Origin of the sequence: Myxococcus dinghuensis, assembly GCF_024198235.1 — a bacterium.
Lineage (GTDB): Bacteria > Myxococcota > Myxococcia > Myxococcales > Myxococcaceae > Myxococcus > Myxococcus dinghuensis.
In genome coordinates this window covers 22,933-41,045 of the sequence record NZ_JAKCFB010000023.1, presented here as the reverse complement: position 1 = coordinate 41,045, position 18,113 = coordinate 22,933, and the positions used below count along the sequence as shown (strand labels likewise).

Annotated in this window: 16 protein-coding genes; all 16 read left to right on the top strand. The window is 72.1% G+C overall.

The genetic code is table 11. The annotated features are described in order from the left end of the window. The first annotated feature begins 312 nt into the window (after positions 1 to 312). The gene (locus LZ198_RS26745) at positions 313 to 975 is read left to right on the top strand and encodes a hypothetical protein (RefSeq protein ID WP_253974896.1); all 663 of its coding nucleotides are present in this window, start codon (positions 313 to 315) and stop codon (positions 973 to 975) included. Positions 976 to 977: 2 nt separating this feature from the next. Beyond that, positions 978 to 1,451, top strand: a complete 474-nt coding sequence (locus LZ198_RS26740; protein ID WP_253974895.1) for a hypothetical protein — start codon at positions 978 to 980, stop codon at positions 1,449 to 1,451. Next, on the top strand, positions 1,448 to 5,461 hold the full coding sequence (locus LZ198_RS26735; RefSeq protein WP_253974894.1) for a DUF4114 domain-containing protein: 4,014 nt from the start codon (positions 1,448 to 1,450) through the stop codon (positions 5,459 to 5,461). The genes LZ198_RS26740 and LZ198_RS26735 overlap by 4 nt, the downstream gene beginning before the upstream one ends. Continuing rightward, positions 5,458 to 6,000 carry a type IV pilus modification PilV family protein gene (locus LZ198_RS26730; protein WP_253974893.1) on the top strand — a complete coding sequence of 181 codons (543 nt, stop codon included), beginning with the start codon at positions 5,458 to 5,460 and terminating at the stop codon, positions 5,998 to 6,000. Before LZ198_RS26735 ends, LZ198_RS26730 begins: the two co-directional genes overlap by 4 nt. Positions 6,001 to 6,008: 8 nt before the next feature. Further along, positions 6,009 to 7,181, top strand: coding sequence for a PilW family protein (locus LZ198_RS26725; protein WP_253974892.1), 1,173 nt, complete (start codon positions 6,009 to 6,011; stop codon positions 7,179 to 7,181). After that, entirely contained in the window at positions 7,178 to 7,744 is a 567-nt protein-coding gene (locus LZ198_RS26720; protein WP_253974891.1) for a pilus assembly FimT family protein, read from the top strand. Before LZ198_RS26725 ends, LZ198_RS26720 begins: the two co-directional genes overlap by 4 nt. Positions 7,745 to 7,754: 10 nt before the next feature. After that, the gene (locus tag LZ198_RS26715) at positions 7,755 to 8,099 is read left to right on the top strand and encodes a hypothetical protein (protein ID WP_253974890.1); all 345 of its coding nucleotides are present in this window, start codon (positions 7,755 to 7,757) and stop codon (positions 8,097 to 8,099) included. A gap of 241 nt (positions 8,100 to 8,340) precedes the next feature. Beyond that, positions 8,341 to 9,825: a CoA-acylating methylmalonate-semialdehyde dehydrogenase gene (gene mmsA / locus LZ198_RS26710; protein WP_253974889.1), complete on the top strand. Its 1,485-nt coding sequence runs from the start codon at positions 8,341 to 8,343 to the stop codon at positions 9,823 to 9,825. 64 nt (positions 9,826 to 9,889) lie between these two features. Continuing rightward, positions 9,890 to 11,143, top strand: a complete 1,254-nt coding sequence (locus tag LZ198_RS26705) for a GTP cyclohydrolase II (protein ID WP_253974888.1) — start codon at positions 9,890 to 9,892, stop codon at positions 11,141 to 11,143. Beyond that, positions 11,136 to 12,347: a URC4/urg3 family protein gene (locus LZ198_RS26700; protein WP_253974887.1), complete on the top strand. Its 1,212-nt coding sequence runs from the start codon at positions 11,136 to 11,138 to the stop codon at positions 12,345 to 12,347. Before LZ198_RS26705 ends, LZ198_RS26700 begins: the two co-directional genes overlap by 8 nt. 26 nt (positions 12,348 to 12,373) lie before the next feature. Beyond that, complete coding sequence (gene upp / locus LZ198_RS26695) at positions 12,374 to 13,009, top strand: uracil phosphoribosyltransferase (RefSeq protein WP_253974886.1); 636 nt, start codon at positions 12,374 to 12,376, stop codon at positions 13,007 to 13,009. Between the two features lie 118 nt (positions 13,010 to 13,127). Beyond that, positions 13,128 to 13,685 (top strand): MXAN_0125 family MYXO-CTERM protein, encoded by a 558-nt coding sequence (locus tag LZ198_RS26690; RefSeq protein WP_323382915.1) that lies wholly within the window; start codon positions 13,128 to 13,130, stop codon positions 13,683 to 13,685. Positions 13,686 to 13,811: 126 nt separating this feature from the next. Continuing rightward, positions 13,812 to 14,372: a hypothetical protein gene (locus tag LZ198_RS26685; RefSeq protein WP_253974884.1), complete on the top strand. Its 561-nt coding sequence runs from the start codon at positions 13,812 to 13,814 to the stop codon at positions 14,370 to 14,372. Positions 14,373 to 14,601: 229 nt separating this feature from the next. Then, entirely contained in the window at positions 14,602 to 15,285 is a 684-nt protein-coding gene (locus LZ198_RS26680) for a myxococcus cysteine-rich repeat containing protein (RefSeq protein ID WP_253974883.1), read from the top strand. A 351-nt stretch (positions 15,286 to 15,636) separates the two neighbouring features. After that, positions 15,637 to 16,536 (top strand): DUF4215 domain-containing protein, encoded by a 900-nt coding sequence (locus tag LZ198_RS26675; protein WP_253974882.1) that lies wholly within the window; start codon positions 15,637 to 15,639, stop codon positions 16,534 to 16,536. A gap of 163 nt (positions 16,537 to 16,699) precedes the next feature. Then, complete coding sequence (locus LZ198_RS26670) at positions 16,700 to 18,049, top strand: CapA family protein (RefSeq protein ID WP_253974881.1); 1,350 nt, start codon at positions 16,700 to 16,702, stop codon at positions 18,047 to 18,049. The last annotated feature ends 64 nt before the right edge of the window (positions 18,050 to 18,113 follow it).

The window sequence follows — 18,113 nt, the reverse complement described above, 5'->3', positions numbered from 1 at the left end:
CGATCCATCATGCCCGCCGGGCTCCGCAGCCAGCGCGTGCGCCCGGCGCCGCGGGTCGTCCGGAACGTCTGTCTTTGTTTCAATGCCTGACATGAAGCCTCGCAAAGCTTGCGAGGTCGCAAACCTTGCGTAGCCCCCGGTTGCGAGTCGAAGCGCCCGCACCGCGGTCCATGTGTCTGGGTTCCGCGCGGTTACGCGGAGCCCGGGTCGGGAATGCCTATTGCTGGGGCATGCCGGACCGCCAACACCCTTTCCGGGGGGGGACACATGCGGGGCAAGCCGTCTCGAGCGCGCAGGGAACGAGGGTCCACGTTGCCCATCGCCATGGGGTTCGTGGCGGTGGTGAGCCTGGGGACGCTCATGAGCCTCAAGGTCGTGAGCACGGAGTCGGACGTCCAGGCCGCGTCGCGCCAGCAGCGACAGGCGGCCTTCGCGGCGGAGGCGGGGCTGGCCGAGGCGCGTGAGCGCCTGGGGCTGTTGCAGGGCGATGCGCGCGACTACACCGTGGCGATGGGCGTGTTGCCCCGCTCCACGGACATGGGGGACGGCGCGGCGACGGACGCCTGGTACGACGTCTTCGTCACGGATGGCAGCCCGTGGCTCTCGTACACGCTGGAGCGCGGGGCGGCCCTGGACGAGACGGAGCTGCCCGCGGGCGTGGAGGTGGCGGAGCAGCGCAACGTCCGCTACCGCGTCTTCCTCCGCGACGACGAGGACGAGCGCGTCGCGACCGACAACGACCAGACGCGCGACGTGAACGAGCAGGTCTGGCTGGTGGCGGTGGGCGAGGTGACGCGCCCCGGCGGTCAGCCGGTGCGCGCGGTGGTGCGGGCGCTGGTCAGCAACAACGGCGCGCCCCCCATCTATTCGGGCGAGGCATACGGCCAGAAGGGCGGCGACGCGTCGAAGAGCTTCAACACCAGCACCAGCGGTACGCCGGACCTGACCCGCGTGCGCACCGTCGGAGGGATGTGACGATGAGACCTCTCCTCTTCGCGGGCGCGCTCGCGCTCGCTCCGGGGTTGTCGCTCGCCGCGGACGTGGTCCAGGGCGGCGCCGTCTTCAACGCGACCTGCGCGCGGTGTCACTCCGCGGTGCGGCCCCTGCCCGGCAACGAGCTGGAGGGCGGCAAGGCCCACCTGGCGACGGCGCCTCCGCCGGGCGTGGGGCCGGACCTGGTGCGGCTGCTGTTCGTGAAGTCCGTGTCGGAGGTGGACCGCTGGGTGGCGGACCCATGGGCCGTGCGCCTCGACACCGCGTGCGACACCCGCCGCGTCACCGAGCGGATGCGGGCGGACCTGATGGCCTTCCTCGTCTCCCGCACCCACCCCGCGCCGCTCACCCCGGAGCTGCGCGCGCAACGGGCGCTGGAGCAGGAGCTGGCGCTGCGCAAGCAGCGGGAAGCGCAGAAGCCGCACGGCGGGGCCTCGCCCCGGAGGAACACGAAATGAGAGCCCTCGTTCGCGCGCTCACGCTCGTCTGCGTGTCCTCCGTGGCCCTGGCCGCGGACACCGACCCCCTCTGCTACAACTACATGGAGCAGGACCGGCAGCCGGACTTCAGCAGCGGCGGCTTCGCCCAGCGCAGCAGCATCGAGCTGACGTCCGCCAACCAGCTGCGCCTGGACACCGACGTGCGCGCGGTGAACCCGGAGGCGGGCATCATCCTGCCCTTCGAGCAGCGCGTGACGGTGGACTACGTCTACCAGTCCGGCGGCGCGTGGTGGGCGCTCGGCTACCTCTTCTACGACGACCTCGTCGCCGCGGGGTACGTCGACACGAAGGGCACGCCCGACACGTCCGACGACACGCTCGTCGACGCCCGCCCCGCGGACGGCATGCCGGACTTCCACGCGGACCTCTACAACATGGGCAACCGCCCGTTCATCGGCGGCAACCGGGCCTGCTCCACGACCTTCAGCCACGGCGGGAAGACCTTCTACGTCCCGACGCTGGCCACCCGGAGCTGCGGCAACACGTACGTGGCCTCCGTCACCACGCCGCTCTTCGACGCGCGCCCGGGGCGCACCACCACGCACCGGCCCGCGACGGTGGGCGAGTTCATCAACTCCGGCACCGTGAGCGCGACCCAGTTCGGGGATGGCGGCCTCTACAGCCACGTGCCCAACCTGCTGGAGCCCGCGGACCCGCTGAACCGCTCGGAGGGAATCGGGCACCTCATCTTCCTCATGTCCGACGACGACGGCGACCGCGCCACCACGGGCGGCCTGTCGCCGGTGGCCGACATCGGGGGCGGGCCGGACGGCATCCCGGACTACGACTCGTCCGCGTACGACGGCGTGGGCCGCCTGCTCACGGGGCCCAACCCCAACCCCGGCGTGTCCGCGTACGACCGCCGCGTGGACCTGGGCATCCTCCCGGGCGGACGGGAAATCGTCTTCTACTTCATCACCGGCCTGCTCGACGGCGAGCACGCCAAGCCCAGCCGCTACAGCGGCAAGGCGGAGGTGTTCCCCTGCGCGGTGCAGGACCCGGTGACGGGCGAGTGCAAGCTGCACCTCAAGACGCCCATCTCCGTCTTCTTCTCCAAGTCGCTGCTCAACATGGACCAGAACCCGCTGGTGGATACGCCCGCGGCGGTGCGCGACATCGGCTGCCCCTACAACGGCGACGCCACCTGCAACGAGACGGGCTCGCCCGTGCAGGGCTGGCTGGACCTGGCGACGATGCAGCGGCTCAACACGGCCGCGTACGGCTTCCTGGACCTGACGTCGCAGCACGAGGTCCAGCGCGTCGCGCGGCCCACCAACGACCGCATGCCCCACATCTTCGTGGGCGCGCCGTCCAAGGACCCGTTCCGTTGGATCCTGGGCTTCGAGGACCTCAACGGCGGCGGTGACCGCGACTTCAACGACGTGGTGTTCCTGGTGAACCGCCAGAACATCGGCGTGGTGACGTCCGGCGTGGTGTCCGGCGACATCTCGCCCAGCGTGGCGCCGGACTACACCATCACCACCGTGCGCTTCACCCGCGACGACGACACGACGACGTGTGGTGGGACCCCGCCGTGCTTCCACGAGGACCGCCCGGGCGCGTGCACCGGCGCCTCGCCCGCCATCGACTACGACGTCGCGGTGGACTGCCGGCTGTGTGACGGCACGACGTGCGCCAACAACCCCAACCCCACCTGGACGCGGGTCCGCTTCCCGGAGACCACGCCGCCCACCAGGACGGCGGAGCTGAACATGCTGGACCTGGGCTTCACCGGCTCGCAGTTGTGCTGGCGCGCGCAGATCCGCTCCTCCAACCAGTACTGCCGTCCCACCATCAACAACATCGACGTGAACTACCAGGCCCTCAAGGCGGGCCGGTACTCGCGCTCCGCCGTCACGCCGGTGGGCAACGCCATCCTCTTCGGAGACCGCGAGGTCGCGGGCCAGGCGATGACGCCCCCGCCCGGACGCCGCGTCTACGACAACCGGCTGGACTTCTCCCTGCGCGGACACCTGACCCTCCAGAGCCTCTACGCGCCGGAGACGCCCAACCGGACCACGGACGTCGAGCGGTGGAACGCCGGCCGCGTGCTCTCCGACAGCCTGCGCACCCGCAGCGGCGACATCGACGACCCGCAGGACCGCAAGCTCTACACCTCCGTCCGCATGCCGCTGGGCGCCTACCTGCGCAACGAGGTGCGCGACGAGCTGGCGCGGGACAACGCCCTCAGCCGCGCCTTCCCGCTGTCGCTGTGCAGCGAGCTGTCCGCGGGCAAGCCCATCTACGACCTGGACAAGGACGGCGTCTGCGACGGCAGGGACCGCCAGTTCCTGGGGGACTGGCTCTATGGCTACGAGAAGCGCGCGGACAACCTGCGCCGGCCGTGGCCGGTGGGCGGCATCGACCAGTCCACGGCGGCCTTCGTGGGGCCCGCGGGCAAGCCGGGGTGGTGGTACCTCTCCTCGCTCGGCGAGCAGCAGGACTTCCTCTCCCGCTACGTGGACGGCTTCAAGGACCGCCGGGGCACCGCGTACGTGGGCACCATCAACGGCTTCCTCCATGCCTTCGACGCCGGCCGCTTCCGCCTGGGGGACGACCCGTGCACGAGCGCCACGGAGATTCGCGGCTACTTCGAGCTGAAGGACACGTCCTGCAGCTCCAACACCACGCGAGACTACGGCACCGGCGTGGAGCAGTTCGCCTATCTGCCGGGCCTGCTCATGTCCCGCTACGCGAAGCACTACGTCTCCTACCGCCCCGGCGAGGTGCCGGAGGGCGGGGCGGTGGTGAACGCGTCGCCCACGGTGGCGGACGTGGACCTGGGCAACCTGGCCCAGCCGCCCTGGACGCGCTCCCGGGTGCCGACCCGGGGCGCGAAGACGACCCTCGTGTCCACCACCGGCAAGGACCAGAACGTCGTGTTCGCGCTCGACATCAGCGACCCGAAGGACCCGCTGCCCCTCTGGGAATACCTGCTCAACGAGGGCCTGGAGTCGGACTTCGCGGAGGCCCGGCGGAGGAACTCCCGCGTGAAGCTGCCGGACACGCGCGGCTCGCGGCACTCGCCCGCGGTGGTGCGCATGCGCTTCGACGACACCGGCGCGGACGTGCGCTGGGTGGCCGTGGTGGGCACCGACTACCAGCCCAACCCGGACTCCGCGGGCGCCGTGTACCTCATCGACATGGCCACCGGGAAGCCGGTGGTGAAGGACGGCAAGGCCGACCTGGGGGTGGTGACGCTGGAGCAGGGGGAGGGCGTCGGCGGCGAGCCGACGGTGGTGGACGTGGACCAGGACGGCACCTTCGACCTCATCTACGTGCCCTCGACGTCCGGCCGCGTCTACCGCATCAACCCCACGCGCACGGACGGGACGCTGCTCGGTCAGCGGCTGGCCACGTGCAAGGTGGCGGACGTGCCCGCGGACCTCTCGTCCCGCTCGGACGCGACGCTCCAGCGCATCCACTCCTCGGTGTCCACGCGGGTGATGCCCGGCAAGGTGCGCTTCTTCCTGGGCACCGGCGACGACCCGGACACCAACGACGCGGCGGCGAACAACTACTTCATGATGGCGTACGAGGACCTGTCTCCCCGCGACGCGGCCTGCGACGGGGCGACGCTGCTGTGGAAGAAGGCGCTGCGCGCGGGCGAGCGCGTCTGGGGCGGCGTCATCGCCAGCGGCACGGACGTCTACACGACCACCGCGGTGGGCGCGACGTCGCAGCCCTGCGACCTGAGCAGCACGCAGTTCGGCGCCTTCTACGCCTTGAGCCAGGAGCCGGACGCGGGCAACCAGGCGCGGGAGCTGGCCGGCTCCGGCACGACGCTCGGCGGCCATGGCCTGTCCGCGCCGGTGCTCTACGACAACCACCTCTTCATCGCCAGCGCGCGAGGCAAGCCGGTGGTGGTGGGCAACGACAAGTGGAACAACCAGGACGGCCTGTCGGCGCAGCGGGGCACGCGCGTGCTCATCTACGACGTGAGCCCGGACGGGAGGCTGGCGCGATGAGCCCCGGGTCCTCCCGTCGCGCCGCGCGCGGCATCACCCTGCTGGAGGTGCTGGCCACCGCGGTGGTGCTGCTGTTGGGGCTGGTGGCCGCCAGCCAGGTGGTGGTGGCCACCGTGGCGCAGAACCGCCGCGTGTTGTCGCAGGCGCAGGCGCAGGTCATCGCGGAGCGGACGCTGGAGCGGTTGGTGGGCCTGGGCTGCGCCGCCGGACCGCCCTCGCCCTGCGGCCCGCTGATGGCGCTCGACGCCGCGCCGGACGAGGTCGTCTATTGGAGCGCCTCCGGCGAGCCGAGCGCCACGGCGACGGCGGACGACGGCTCGCCCCGCCGCGCGTACACCGTCAACGTGGACGTGGACCCTCCCTTCGAGGGCTCGGAGCGGGGACAGCCCGCGCTGGACCGGGCGCTCGACAGCGCGGGACAGCCCGGGCAGATGGTGAACGTGCGCGTCACGGTGATGTGGGACGAGCCCGGCCGTCCCCGTCAGGCGCTCGCGCTCCAGACCCGCATCTCCCCCGCCGCGCCGCCCATCACCCCATGAGCCCTCCCATGCGACCTGTCCCTGGCCGCGCGCGTCGCGGCTTCACGCTGCTGGAGATGATGATCGCCGTGGGCCTGGGGCTGGTGGTGCTCACCACCGGCCTGGTGGTGGGCGCCCGGTTCCAACGCACCTCCTCCTTCGAGGAGCAGGCGATGGCCACGCAGAACCTCCAGCGCGCGGTGACGGAGACGCTGTCGCTGGACCTCCAGCGCGCGGGCTCCGGCATCGGCAACGGCCGCATCCTCTTCGGCGGCGACGGCAGCGGCGGGTACGACTACCGCTACGGCGTGGAGGTCCGCTCCAACGCGACCTTCTCCGACCCGGGCTTCTCCGGCCCCACCGGCCCGTACGCGGGCCTCACGTCGGACGCGCTGCTGCTCACCCGCGGCTCCACGCGGGACATGCTGCCGCTGGACGAGTGCGTCGGCGCCGGAGGCAGCGCCCGCGTCGGCTCGGAGGCCTGCCTCTTCCGCGAGCCGCCCGCCTCCTTCAACGGGCGCCAGGTGGTGTTCACCAACCCGAGCGTGGAGGTGGCCTGCGTGCACACCATCACCGGCCTGCCCGGCGGCTTCCGCGTCACCACGTCGGAGGGCGTGGGCGGTCCCCCCGCGCCCTCCGGCTCCGCGTGCGACGCGCTGGGCGGCAGCTTCTGGAAGGCCCGGCGCGGCTACGTCATGGGCCTGGAGACGTGGGGCTACCGGGTCAACTGGCGCGACGGCGGGAAGACGCCCGTGCTCGAGTACGACCCGCCCGGCCCGGACGGGTGGACGCTGCTCAGCCGCGACGTGGAGCAGCTCACCGTGCGGCTCGGCGTGGAGAACCCCGCCGCGCCCGGCGCGCTGCTGTGGTTCCCCGACGGGCCCACCGGCAGGCCGTCGCTGGACACCTGCGACAACACCCGCTGCGACGCCCACGTCGCGGCGGTGGGGGGCTACACCGCGAAGGACCTGCCGGACGGCGACCCGAAGCGCGCGCGCGACGCGCTGATGCGGCGGGTGCGCATGCTGGAGGTCACCGTGGTGTCCCGCTCGCAGCGCGTGGACGCCGAGCGCATCGTCGTGCAGGGCGCGGGCTTCAAGCCCGACGAGGAGGAGAACCCGCTCGACGGCCACCGGCGCCGCCACACCACCTTCCGCATCAGCCCGCGCAACTTCCGCATCGCCGGAGTGGGGACCCCATGAAGACGACGACGCGCCGCCCTCGCGGCTTCACGCTGTTGGAGGTCCTCGCGGCGCTGGCCATCCTCGGCATCATGACGTCGCTGTCCGTCGTGAGCTACCGTGAGCTCATCGTGAAGCGACGCGAGAGCAACGCCATCCGCGAAATCTACGCGGCCGCCCTGGAGGCCCGGCAGCGCGCGCGCGTCAGCCAGCAGCCGGTGCGCGTGGTGTCGCACGCCGTCCTCGTGGATGGCCGTCCCGCCCGCGCCGTGCGCTGGGAGCGCCCCGCGTGCGCGCCGGGCTTCGAGCCCACGTGTCCCATGGACGCGTGCCGCGCCAACGTCTGCGGCGAGAACGGCTGCGCGTGCGACGAGCGGGGCCTGGACATCGCCGTGCCGCCCACGCTGGACGTGGAGGCGCTGAGCGGGCTTTGCTTCCTGGGCGGCAGCGCGCGCCCGCGCGGGCTGTCCTGTGACGCCGCGACCCCCGCCGTGGAGCGGGTACAGTTCCGCGTCCCGCACCGCAACGAGACCCAGGCCCTGCTCGTGGAGCCCCTCACGGGCCTGGCCCGACTGGAGCAGTGAGCCCGACCCCATGTCCATCCGACAGGACTACCTCGAACGCATGGTGGAGCAGTTCGCCGCCGCCCTGGCGAAGCTCCTCCGCGCGCGTCAGGAGCAGCGCTTCGAGGACGCGGACCGCCTGCTGCGCCAGACGTCGCTCGACGCGCTGGGCATGGACTACGACACGCTCCTGCTCGTGGACGCGGCCTCCGCGGCCAGGATGCTGGGCACGCCGGAGCGCGTGCAGCTCCTCGCCCGGCTCGTCGCGGAGGACGGCGAGCTGCGCGCCGCGCGCGGCGACCTGGCCGGCGCCACCACGCGCCGCGAGCACGCGAAGGTGTTGGAGCGGCTGGCCCGCGGCGACCCGCGCGGCTGAGGCCGGGTCCACTCCACCCCGGCGCGCGTCAATGCTTGACGCGGTGCATGCGTCGCGATGACGCCATGCATTGCAAGACAGGCCGCGGGGCGGGCGGGTCCGGTACGTGACAGGGGAAATGCCCGGGTGCCCGACAGTCGGGCGGCCCTCCGGGGTGGAAGGGGGTGGGGGTGTGTTGCAGGCGCATCCGGGTTCACGGTTACGATGAGGCGCATTCCTCACGCCTGAGCTGGGGGTGTGCTTGTCGTTCGTGAAGCTTCCCGAGAGCGTCGTTCCTTGTCGAAACCTGGTGGGAGGCGAGTGGCAGTTGCCGCGGGAGGTCGCGCTGCTGGACGTGCGCAGCCCGTACACCGGCACCGTCATCGGCCGTGTTCCTCTCACCTCCGCCGCGGGTGTAGCCCTGGCGGTGGAGGCGGCGCGTCCCGCCGCGGCGCAGTGGCGCGCGACGTCGCTGCGTGAGCGCACCCAGGTGCTGTTCCGCTTCCGCGCCCTGCTGGAGCGGGACCTGGAGCGGCTTTCGAACCTGGCGGCGAGCGAGGCCGGCAAGACGGTGGCCGAGGCCCGCGCGGGCCTGCTCAAGGGCCTCGAGGTGTGCGAGTTCGCGCTGTCGCTGCAGAACCTGGACAGCGGCGCGCACCTGGAGGTGAGCAAGGGCGTCACCTGCGAGTTCCGCCGCGAGCCGCTGGGCATCGTCGCGGGCGTGACGCCCTTCAACTTCCCCGCCATGGTGCCCATGTGGATGTTCCCCATCGCGGTGACGCTGGGCAACGCCTTCATCCTCAAGCCGTCGGAGAAGGTGCCGCTCACCGCGTGCGCGCTGGGGGAGCTGATGCTCGAGGCGGGCTATCCCCCGGGGGTCTTCTCCATCGTGCACGGCGGCAAGGAGGCCGTGGACGCGCTGGTGGCGCACCCGGAGGTGCAGGCGCTGGCCTTCGTGGGCTCGTCCGCGGTGGCGCGGCAGGTGTACGCGGAGGGCTGCAAGCGCGGCAAGCGCGTGCTGGCGCTGGGCGGCGCGAAGAACCACCTCATCGTCGCGCCGGACGCGGACCCGGAGCTGACGGCGCAGGCCGTGGTGGACTCGTTCACCGGCTGCGCGGGCCAGCGCTGCATGGCGGGCAGCGTGCTGCTCGCGGTGGGTGACGTGGAGCCGCTGCTGGAGGAGGTCTTCCGGCGCGCCGCGCGCATCCAGGTGGGCCCGGGCATGGGCGCCATCATCGACAGGGGCTCCGTGGACCGGCTGGAGTCCGCCATCGCCAGGGCGGCGGCGGAGGGCGCGCGCGTGGCGCTCGACGGGCGCGGCCAGCGCCCGGACGGGGACACGTGGGCCGGGGGCCACTGGCTGGGCCCGTCCATCCTCGACGGCGTGCGGCCGGAGATGGAGGCGGCGCGGCGCGAGCTGTTCGGCCCGGTGCTCTCCGTCATCCGCGTGCCCACGCTGTCCGCGGCGCTGGCGGTGGAGAACGCGTCGCCCTACGGCAACGCGGCGTCCATCTTCACCACGAGCGGCGCGGTGGCGCAGATGGTGGTGGAGGGCGTGCGCGCGGGCATGGTGGGCGTCAACGTGGGCGTGCCGGTGCCGCGCGAGCCGTTCTCCTTCGGGGGCACGGGCGAGTCCCGCTTCGGGCACGGCGACATCACCGGCGTCTCCAGCCTCGACTTCTGGACGCAGCTCAAGAAGGTCACCCGGAAGTGGTCGTCGCGCACCGACGGCTCGTGGATGAGCTGAGCCCCCGGCGTCGTCCCGTCGCCTCGCACGGATTCGCACCCGCGCCCGCAAGGAGGGCGCTCCCATGGCAGACAAGAAGCCCGTCAACCACATCCGTCTCACGTCCCATCCGGACGGGGACACGCCCGGCGTCACCATCCGTTGGGGTGACCCGGAGCCGCTGCGCCGGGGCCCGGTGGTGGCCACGCTCACGGACGTCGGACACCGCAACGTCATCGGCACCCACGCGGGCTCCTACGCCGTGTACCGCGCGCTCGCCGTGGCCGCGGGCATGCTGCCGCAGGACCACCGCGCGGACCTGAAGAACACCTCCCCCGCGGCGCAGATCGGCCCGTATCCGTCCTGGAGCGACCCGGAGCGCATCGTGTCGCTGGACCCGTGGGGCGCCATCGGCCCGCAGGCGTTCTCCGCCTTCTACGACCAGGGCATCGACTTCCGGCCCACCATCGCCGTCACCCGCGCGCACATCAACCTGCCGGAGCTCCGCGACGCGGTGGAGGCCGGGCGGCTGGTGCCGGACGGCGACCTGCTGACGGCCAACGGCGACATCAAGGTCGTGAAGGCCGCCGTGGACCCGGTGTGGCACCTGCCCGGCATCGCGAAGCGCTTCGGCATGACGGAGAGCGCGCTGCGCCGGGGCCTGTTCGAACAGACGGGCGGCATGTTCCCGGAGCTCATCACCCGGCCCGACCTGCACGTGTTCCTGCCGCCCATCGGCGGGCTCACGCTGTACGTCTTCGGCCCGGTGGAGGCGCTCTCCAACCGCGACATCCCCCTGGCGGTGCGCGTGCACGACGAGTGCAACGGCTCCGACGTGTTCGGCAGCGACATCTGCACCTGCCGGCCGTACCTGGCGCACGGCATCGAGGAGTGCGTGCGCACGGCGCAGGCGGGCGGCGCGGGCGTCATCGTCTACCTGCGCAAGGAGGGCCGCGCGCTGGGCGAGGTCACCAAGTTCCTGGTCTACAACGCGCGCAAGCGCCAGGAGGGCGGCGACTCCGCGGCCACCTACTTCCAGCGCACCGAGTGCGTGGCGGGCGTGCAGGACATGCGCTTCCAGGAGCTGATGCCGGACGTGCTGCACTGGCTGGGCATCACCCGCATCCACCGCTTCGTGTCCATGAGCGACATGAAGCACGACGCCATCGTCCGCTCGGGCATCGAGATCCTCGAGCGCGTCCCCATCCCCGACGACCTCATCCCCGCCGACGCGAAGGTGGAGATGGAGGCGAAGAAGGCCGCGGGCTACTTCACCAAGGGCCCGGTGGCGGACGCGGAGGGGCTGGCGCAGGTGAAGGGACGGGGGCTCGATGTCTGACGCGTCGCTGGCGAGGCCGGACGTGTCCCCGGCGGTGGCGTGGCTGCGCACCACGGCCGCCATCCGCGAGCGGTGCCACCAGCTCCTGGACCTGGGGCTCGCGGGGAAGCTCCCGCACTTCCGCGTGGAGCCCTCGCGCCTGCCCGCCGTGGTGGACACGGTGCTGGAGGTGACGCGCGACTGCTACCCCGCGCTGGACATCCCCCTGCACAGCCGCTGGGGCCACTTCGACGTGGGCGGCGTGGGGCGCGTCGCGGAGCTGGACGCGCGGCTGAAGGGCGTCCCGCCCCAGGAGCGCGCGCGGGCGAAGCTGGACCTGGTGGTGGTGAGCGTGCTGCTCGACGCGGGCAGCGGACCCCGGTGGCGCTACACGGAGCCGGGCGGCGCCACCTACGCGCGCTCGGAGGGGCTGGCGGTGGCCAGCCTGCGCATGTTCATGGAGGGCCTGTTCTCCTCCGACCCGGACCGGCCGCTGCGCGCGGACGCGGAGGCGCTGGGGCGGCTGACCCGCGAGCAGCTCGCGCGCGGCATGCAGGTGTCCGAGGACAACCCGCTGGACGGGCTGGAGGGCCGGCTGCACCTGCTGCGCGGCCTGTCGCGCGTGCTGCCCCGCCCCGGGGCGCTCTACGACTTCGTCGCCGCGCAGCCGGGGGCCGTGCGCGCGTCGGAGCTGCTCGGCCTGGTGCTGGAGCACCTGGGCCCCATCTGGCCGGGCCGCGTCATGGTGGACGCGGTGAACCTGGGCGACGTGTGGCCGCACTCCTCGCTGGGCCCGGTGGAGAGCGTGGACGCGCTGGTGCCCTTCCACAAGCTGTCGCAGTGGATGACGTACTCGCTGGTGGAGCCGCTGGCGGAGGCGGGCGTGCGGGTGACGGAGCTGGACGGCCTCACCGGCCTGCCCGAGTACCGCAACGGCGGCCTCTTCGTGGACCTGGGCGTGCTGGTGCCCCGGGACGCGCGGCTCACCACCGTGGCGCTGGGCCCGGGCGAGGAGCCCATCGTCGAGTGGCGCGCGCTGACGGTGGCGCTGCTGGACCGGGTGGCGGCGCTGGTGCGCGGGCGGCTGTCCTTGAGCGCGGAGGAGCTGCCGCTGGGCAAGGTGTTGCAGGGCGGGACGTGGACGGCGGGGCGCCGGGTGGCGGCGCGGCTTCGCCCGGGGGGCGTGCCGCCCATCCGGGTGGAGAGTGATGGGACCGTGTTCTGACAATCGCTGACCGAAGGAGGGACGCCATGGAGTTCCCCAACTGCACCGTCGTGGACCACCCGCTGGTGAAGCACAAGCTGACGTTGATGCGGCGGGCGGAGACGAGCACCGCGTCCTTCCGCGCGCTGCTCCAGGAGATCTCCCTCCTGCTCGCCTACGAGGCCCTGCGCGACCTGAAGATGCGCGACGAGCCCATCCAGACGCCCATGGCGCCCATGACGGCGCCGGTGCTGGACGGCAAGAAGCTGGTGCTGGTGGCCATCATGCGCGCCGGCCAGGGCATCCTCGACGGCATGCTCCAGCTGGTGCCCTCCGCGCGCGTGGGCCACATCGGCCTGTACCGCGACCCGGAGACGCTGGCGGCCGTGGAGTACTACTACCGCGTGCCCGGGCAGCTGGCGGACCGCGACGTGGTGCTGTGCGACCCGATGCTGGCCACGGGCAACTCCGCGGTGGCCGCGCTCCAGCGCGTCAAGCGCAGCAAGCCCGGCTCGCTGCGCTTCGTCTGTCTGCTGGCCTGTCCGGAGGGCCTGGCGAACCTGCGGGAGCACCACCCGGACGTGCACGTCTACACCGCCGCCGTGGACGAGCGGCTCGACGAGCACGGCTACATCCTCCCCGGCCTGGGCGACGCGGGCGACCGCCTCTTCGGCACCAAGTAGTCACCGTCGCCACGACCAGGCGGATGCCCTCCATCCGTAAACCTTCTTTTGGTACCCGGCGCGGTCGCGGACAGGCTGCGCCGCGCAGGGGCCAGAGGGAACGGAGAGGGGCATCCGGATGCGGACGAGGCGTTTCAGGGCCCGTGGCATGGCCACGTGGCTCGGGTGGATGGGGCTGTTGGGCGCGGTCGTCGCGCCAGCGGCCCGGGCGGAGAGCGAGCCGTGTGACTGCGTGAAGGAGAACCAGAGCGTGCGGTCGGAGACGCCGTGCCTCCTCATCTTCACGTACACCGGCTGCGCCACCAGCTCCGTGCGCAACACGTGCGCTTTCCCGGTGACGCTGGAGGACTGGCCGCTCACCGACTGCCAGGACTCGCGGTGCAGCCGCCTGCTGGAGCCGCGCCAGGAGGCCGCCTTCTACTTCGGCACGCCCAGGGACTGGTCGCCGCGCGGGAAGGTCGAGCGCGAGGAGCGCTTCGACGAGGAGACCTTCTCCGTGCGCGTGGACGGACGGCTCCAGTCCGTCACCGTCACCGCGGAGGTGACGTGTCTGGAGCGCACGGCGTCGAAGAGCGGCTGTTCGTCCACCGCGGGGGGCCTGGCGTGGCCCGCGGTGCTCGCGCTGCTGGGGCTGCGGGCCCGGCGGAGGGCGGACGCTCGGACCTGGGTCCGATGACGATGTCCCGGACAGGACAGCCCGACCCGGGAGGTCCGACGCGGCGGAGGTGACCACGCTAGCCTCGCTGGGGCAGGGAGGCCGAGCGCGGCCCCGCCTCGTGCTCCCTGTGGCGGGGGAACCACCATGCAGGGACTTCGACGGCGCGCCTGGCTGGCGTGGCGACTCGGGTTGACGCTCGGCCTGCTGACGCGCGTGGACCTCCATGCGGCGGACGCGAGCCACGACGCACCGGCGAGCGAGGAGTCGGTGGCGCTCGCTCCCGTGGGCAACACCGTCGACGAGGGCGGCGAGGCGCCGCTCTCGTTCACGGTGACCTGGAGCCGCCCCGGAGACGCGGACCTCATCGTCACCACGCCCACCGGGCGCCGGGTCTGGTACCAGAACCCCGGCCCCGACCCGGGCACGGACTTCGGCGCGCTGGAGCTGGACGACCGGGTGATGGGGCCGGAGCGCATCTCCTGGGCCCCGGGGACGACCCCTCCGTCGGGCGTGTACCACGTGTGTCTCTTCCTGGCGGGCTTCATCCGGCTGCCCAGCCCCGCGGCGCCGGTGAGCTACACGCTCGTGGTGCGACGCCCGGGGAGGCCCGACGTCGTCTTCCAGGGGCGGTTCATCGTCCGCGCCAGCATGGTGGAGTGCGACCCGACGCGGGCCACGTTCATCGGCTCCGTCCATCAGCCCTGAGCGGGTCGTGGGCGGCTCCGGATGTCTCATTTCCTTCTCTGATTCCGAGCCGATGAGTCATGGCGTGTCTGTCTTCATGGGTGATACCGGTGTTGACAACCGGGTCGCGCACGTGGCCGGACCGCAATGACTGTCGGATGTGTCACGCGCGTGGAATGAATCGAGACAAAACCGGCCGGGCCTGATGCACCTTGCCGCCACCCGTCCGACGGGTGGAATGGAGTGCATCATGAAGGACCGCCAAGACAGGCTGATGTCGAGAACATTGGGGCTGACGTTGCTGGTGGGCTTGCTGGGAGGCTGCGGCGTGCCGCCCGACGAGGAGCCCGGCGATGTCGACACGCGAGAGGTGGAGGACGCCGTGGAGGCGCTGGCCGTGGACCCGTACGCAGACGCGGTAGCGCCCTCGACGTCCGCGACGGTGCTCAGCCCCCGGCTCGCCGTGGGCCCGCCGGACGGGAGGGCGGCGACGGTGGTCTCCATCCGGGGCTCCGCGCTGGTGCTGGACCTGGGCGAGCCCGGCTCCGGCGACCTGAAGGTGTACTACCGGGGGCTGGTGGCGGCGATCGCCACGCAGGTGGACTTCGTGAAGGCGGACGGCGACGTCGTCGCCACGAGCACGCTGCGGCTGCTGGACGTGAGCGTGGGCAACCACACCGCGACGGTGCCGTATCCGGGCAACGACCTGCCGTACCGCTACGTCCGGCTGCGCGCCGCGGTCGTCGGCGTCTACGGCGTGGACGCGGTGGAGTCGCTGGGCTTCAACGCCTGTGGCGACGGTCAGGTGCGGGGCGACGAGGTCTGTGACGACGGCAACCTCGCCTCCGGAGATGGTTGCAGCAGCGTGTGTCAGGTGGAGCCGGGCTACGAATGCAGCGGGCAGCCGAGCGTGTGCACCCCCGCGCCGCGCTGAGCCCCGCAACCCCGCTCTCGAATCCCCAGAACCCGAGTCATCCACCGCGGACGCGCGTGAGCCTGGCGGGCTCCGCGCGTCCGTTTTGCTTGTCACCTGTGACGACCCCGTATGGCTGCATGCAAGAAACACTCGACCCCTGGATGCCTGCTCGCGAATGTGTTGTCTCCTCCATCCGGTGTGTCGCTTTTCGCCCGCGCCCGCGACGCACGACACAATCCCTGTCATGTGAAACACGGGGCGGGAAGTAATCCACGGAGAATCCAAGCAAGAAAGGCATCTCGGGCGTTCCATGGTGCTGACGGCTCGTGTGAGCGGGTCGTCTCGAACATCAGCGAAATGGAGCACGGTATGAAGGTCGGTCTGGATTCCAGTGCGTGGCGGTTGTTGAGCGCGGCCCTCGTGGTCGCTGTCCTGGGGGCCTGCGGGCCCACGCCCGAGCCGTCGGAGCTGACGTCCGAGGAGAGCCCGGCGCTCGAGGGGGAGACGACGGCCGAGGAGAAGAGCGCGAGCAACGACAACCTGGCGCCGCCGTTCGACCCCTATGCGGACGCGGTCTACGCCAACGGGGTCGTCGCGGTCATCGACGCGGACCAGGCGGTAGGCATGCCGGATGGGCAGGTGGCCAGCTTCATCGGCCTGCTGGGCGCGGCGCTGACGCTGGACATGGGTGCGGGCGAGGAGGGCACGGGGCCGCTGCGCATCTATTACAGCGGGCTCGTGGCGTTGAGTGTGATTGCGCAGGTGCAGTTCCTGCGGGATGACTTCAGCGTCATCTCCACCAGCCAGGCGAACCTCCTGAACCTGGGGTTGGGCACCTTCTCGGTCGTGGTGCCCTACAACCGTGGGGTCCCCTATCGCTACGTCCGGCTGCTGGGCGGCATCGCGTCGCTGTACGGCATCGACGCGGTGGAGGCCCTGTCCACAGTGGTGGCCCCGGGCGGTGGTGGTGGTGGTGGCGGTGGGTCGGCCTTCTGTGGCGACGGCGTCGTGGCGGGGGCCGAGCAGTGTGACGACGGCAACCTGCACTCCGGCGACGGGTGCAGCAGCGTGTGCAGGGTGGAGCCGGGCTACACCTGCCAGGGCACCCACCCCAGCGTCTGCATGGACGTCGACGAGTGCGCCGCCGGCGGCGGTCAGCACTGCCCGCAGGGCTACCGGTGCGTGAACGCGCCGGGCACGTACTACTGCCAGCCGAACGGGTGCCTCCAGGACCCCGGCCTGTCGGGCTGCGTCCAGCCGACGCCGTGACGACGCGCCGCTCGGCGACGTGGAAGTAGGGGCTCGGGCCGGGCGGAGCGTCGTGCTCAGCTCGGCCCGAGTCCGTCGTGGGCTCGGCCGGACGACCTGGGACGCCTTGTAGCACCGGGACCCTGGAGTTCGGCGTGGGGGGAGGCTGGACTAAGGTGGCGGGGTGCCTTCGCCCGCGCTGCTGCTCGTACCCCTGCTGTTCGCCACCACGCCTCCGCACGTGGAGCTCGTCTTCGGCGGCGACGTGATTCCGCACGGCGAGGTGAAGACGGCGGCGGAGCAGCACGCCCGCACGGGCGCGGTGCCTCCGGAGGGGGGCCCGGCGCCCTCGCTCAACCACGAGGGGTGGGACCACGTCTTCGGCCCCATCGCGGACGTGCTGCGCACCGCGGACATCGGCGTCCTCAACCTGGAGACCCCCGTCACCGACAACAAGCGGGCGGTGACGCGCGAGCTGCTCTTCAACGCGCCGTCCGCCATGGCGCGCGCGCTCGCGGGGGCCGGGGTGAAGGTGGTCAGCACCGGCAACAACCACGCGCGTGACCAGCTCCCCGCGGGCATCGTGGAGACGCTGCGGCACCTGGACGCCTCGGGCATCCGCCACACCGGCACCGGCGCCACGAAGGACGCCGCGTGGGAGCCCGTCTTCGTGGACGTCCGGGGCATGAAGGTGGGCTTCCTGTCCTTCACGCGCTGGCTCAACGGCTTCAGCAACCCCAAGGACGCACAGGCTCCGCACGTCGCCTTCGTGCCCTACTCGGTGCACCGCCTGCACCGGGGGCTCACGACGGAGGAGGCCGTGGAGGAGGTCCGTCGGACGGCGGCCCGCTGCGACGCGCTCGTGGTGCTGGTGCATTGGGGCACGGAGTACGCGAGCAAGCCGAACGCGGAGGACCGCGCGTTCGGCCAGGCCATGCTGGACGCGGGGGCGCTGGCCATCGTCGGCCACCACCCGCACGTGCTCCAGCCGCTGGAGGCGTACACGACGAAGGACGGGCGGCGCGGGCTCATCGCGTACTCGCTGGGCAACCTGGTGGCGAACCAGGACCGCTTCTACGCGCACCGCCCCGGGAAGAAGGGCTCCGAGGGCGACAAGCGCGACTCCATGCTGCTGCGCGTGGCGCTGGCCCGGCCCCAGCCCTGGGAGCCGGTGGCGCTGGGGGACGTGGCGGTGCTGCCCGTGTGGATCGAGAACAACGCCGTGGGCCGCGCGCGCAAGGAGGCGCGCAACATCCAGCCCGTGCTCATCGACCGGGAGCTGGAGGCGGTGCGGGAGCGGCTGGCCACGCTCGCGTCCCGGCCCGCGCCGCTGGACGCCCAGACGCGCCAGGAGCAGCAGGCCCTGGAGAAGCGGCTGGCCACCTCCGAGCACCGGCGCGAGCGCATCCTGCGCATGCTGCCCGAGGGCTTCTCCGTCGCCTCCCACGCCCTGCGCCTGCGCGAGCCGAGCAGCTTCCTCGCGCCCGCGCCCTCCGGGCTGGGCCCCAACGTGGCCACCCAGGCCGCGCCGTGAGTCCCCGCCGCTGACGACGCGGTGCATCAGCGTTGCGTCAGTCACGCCATGGCGTCGACCTCCT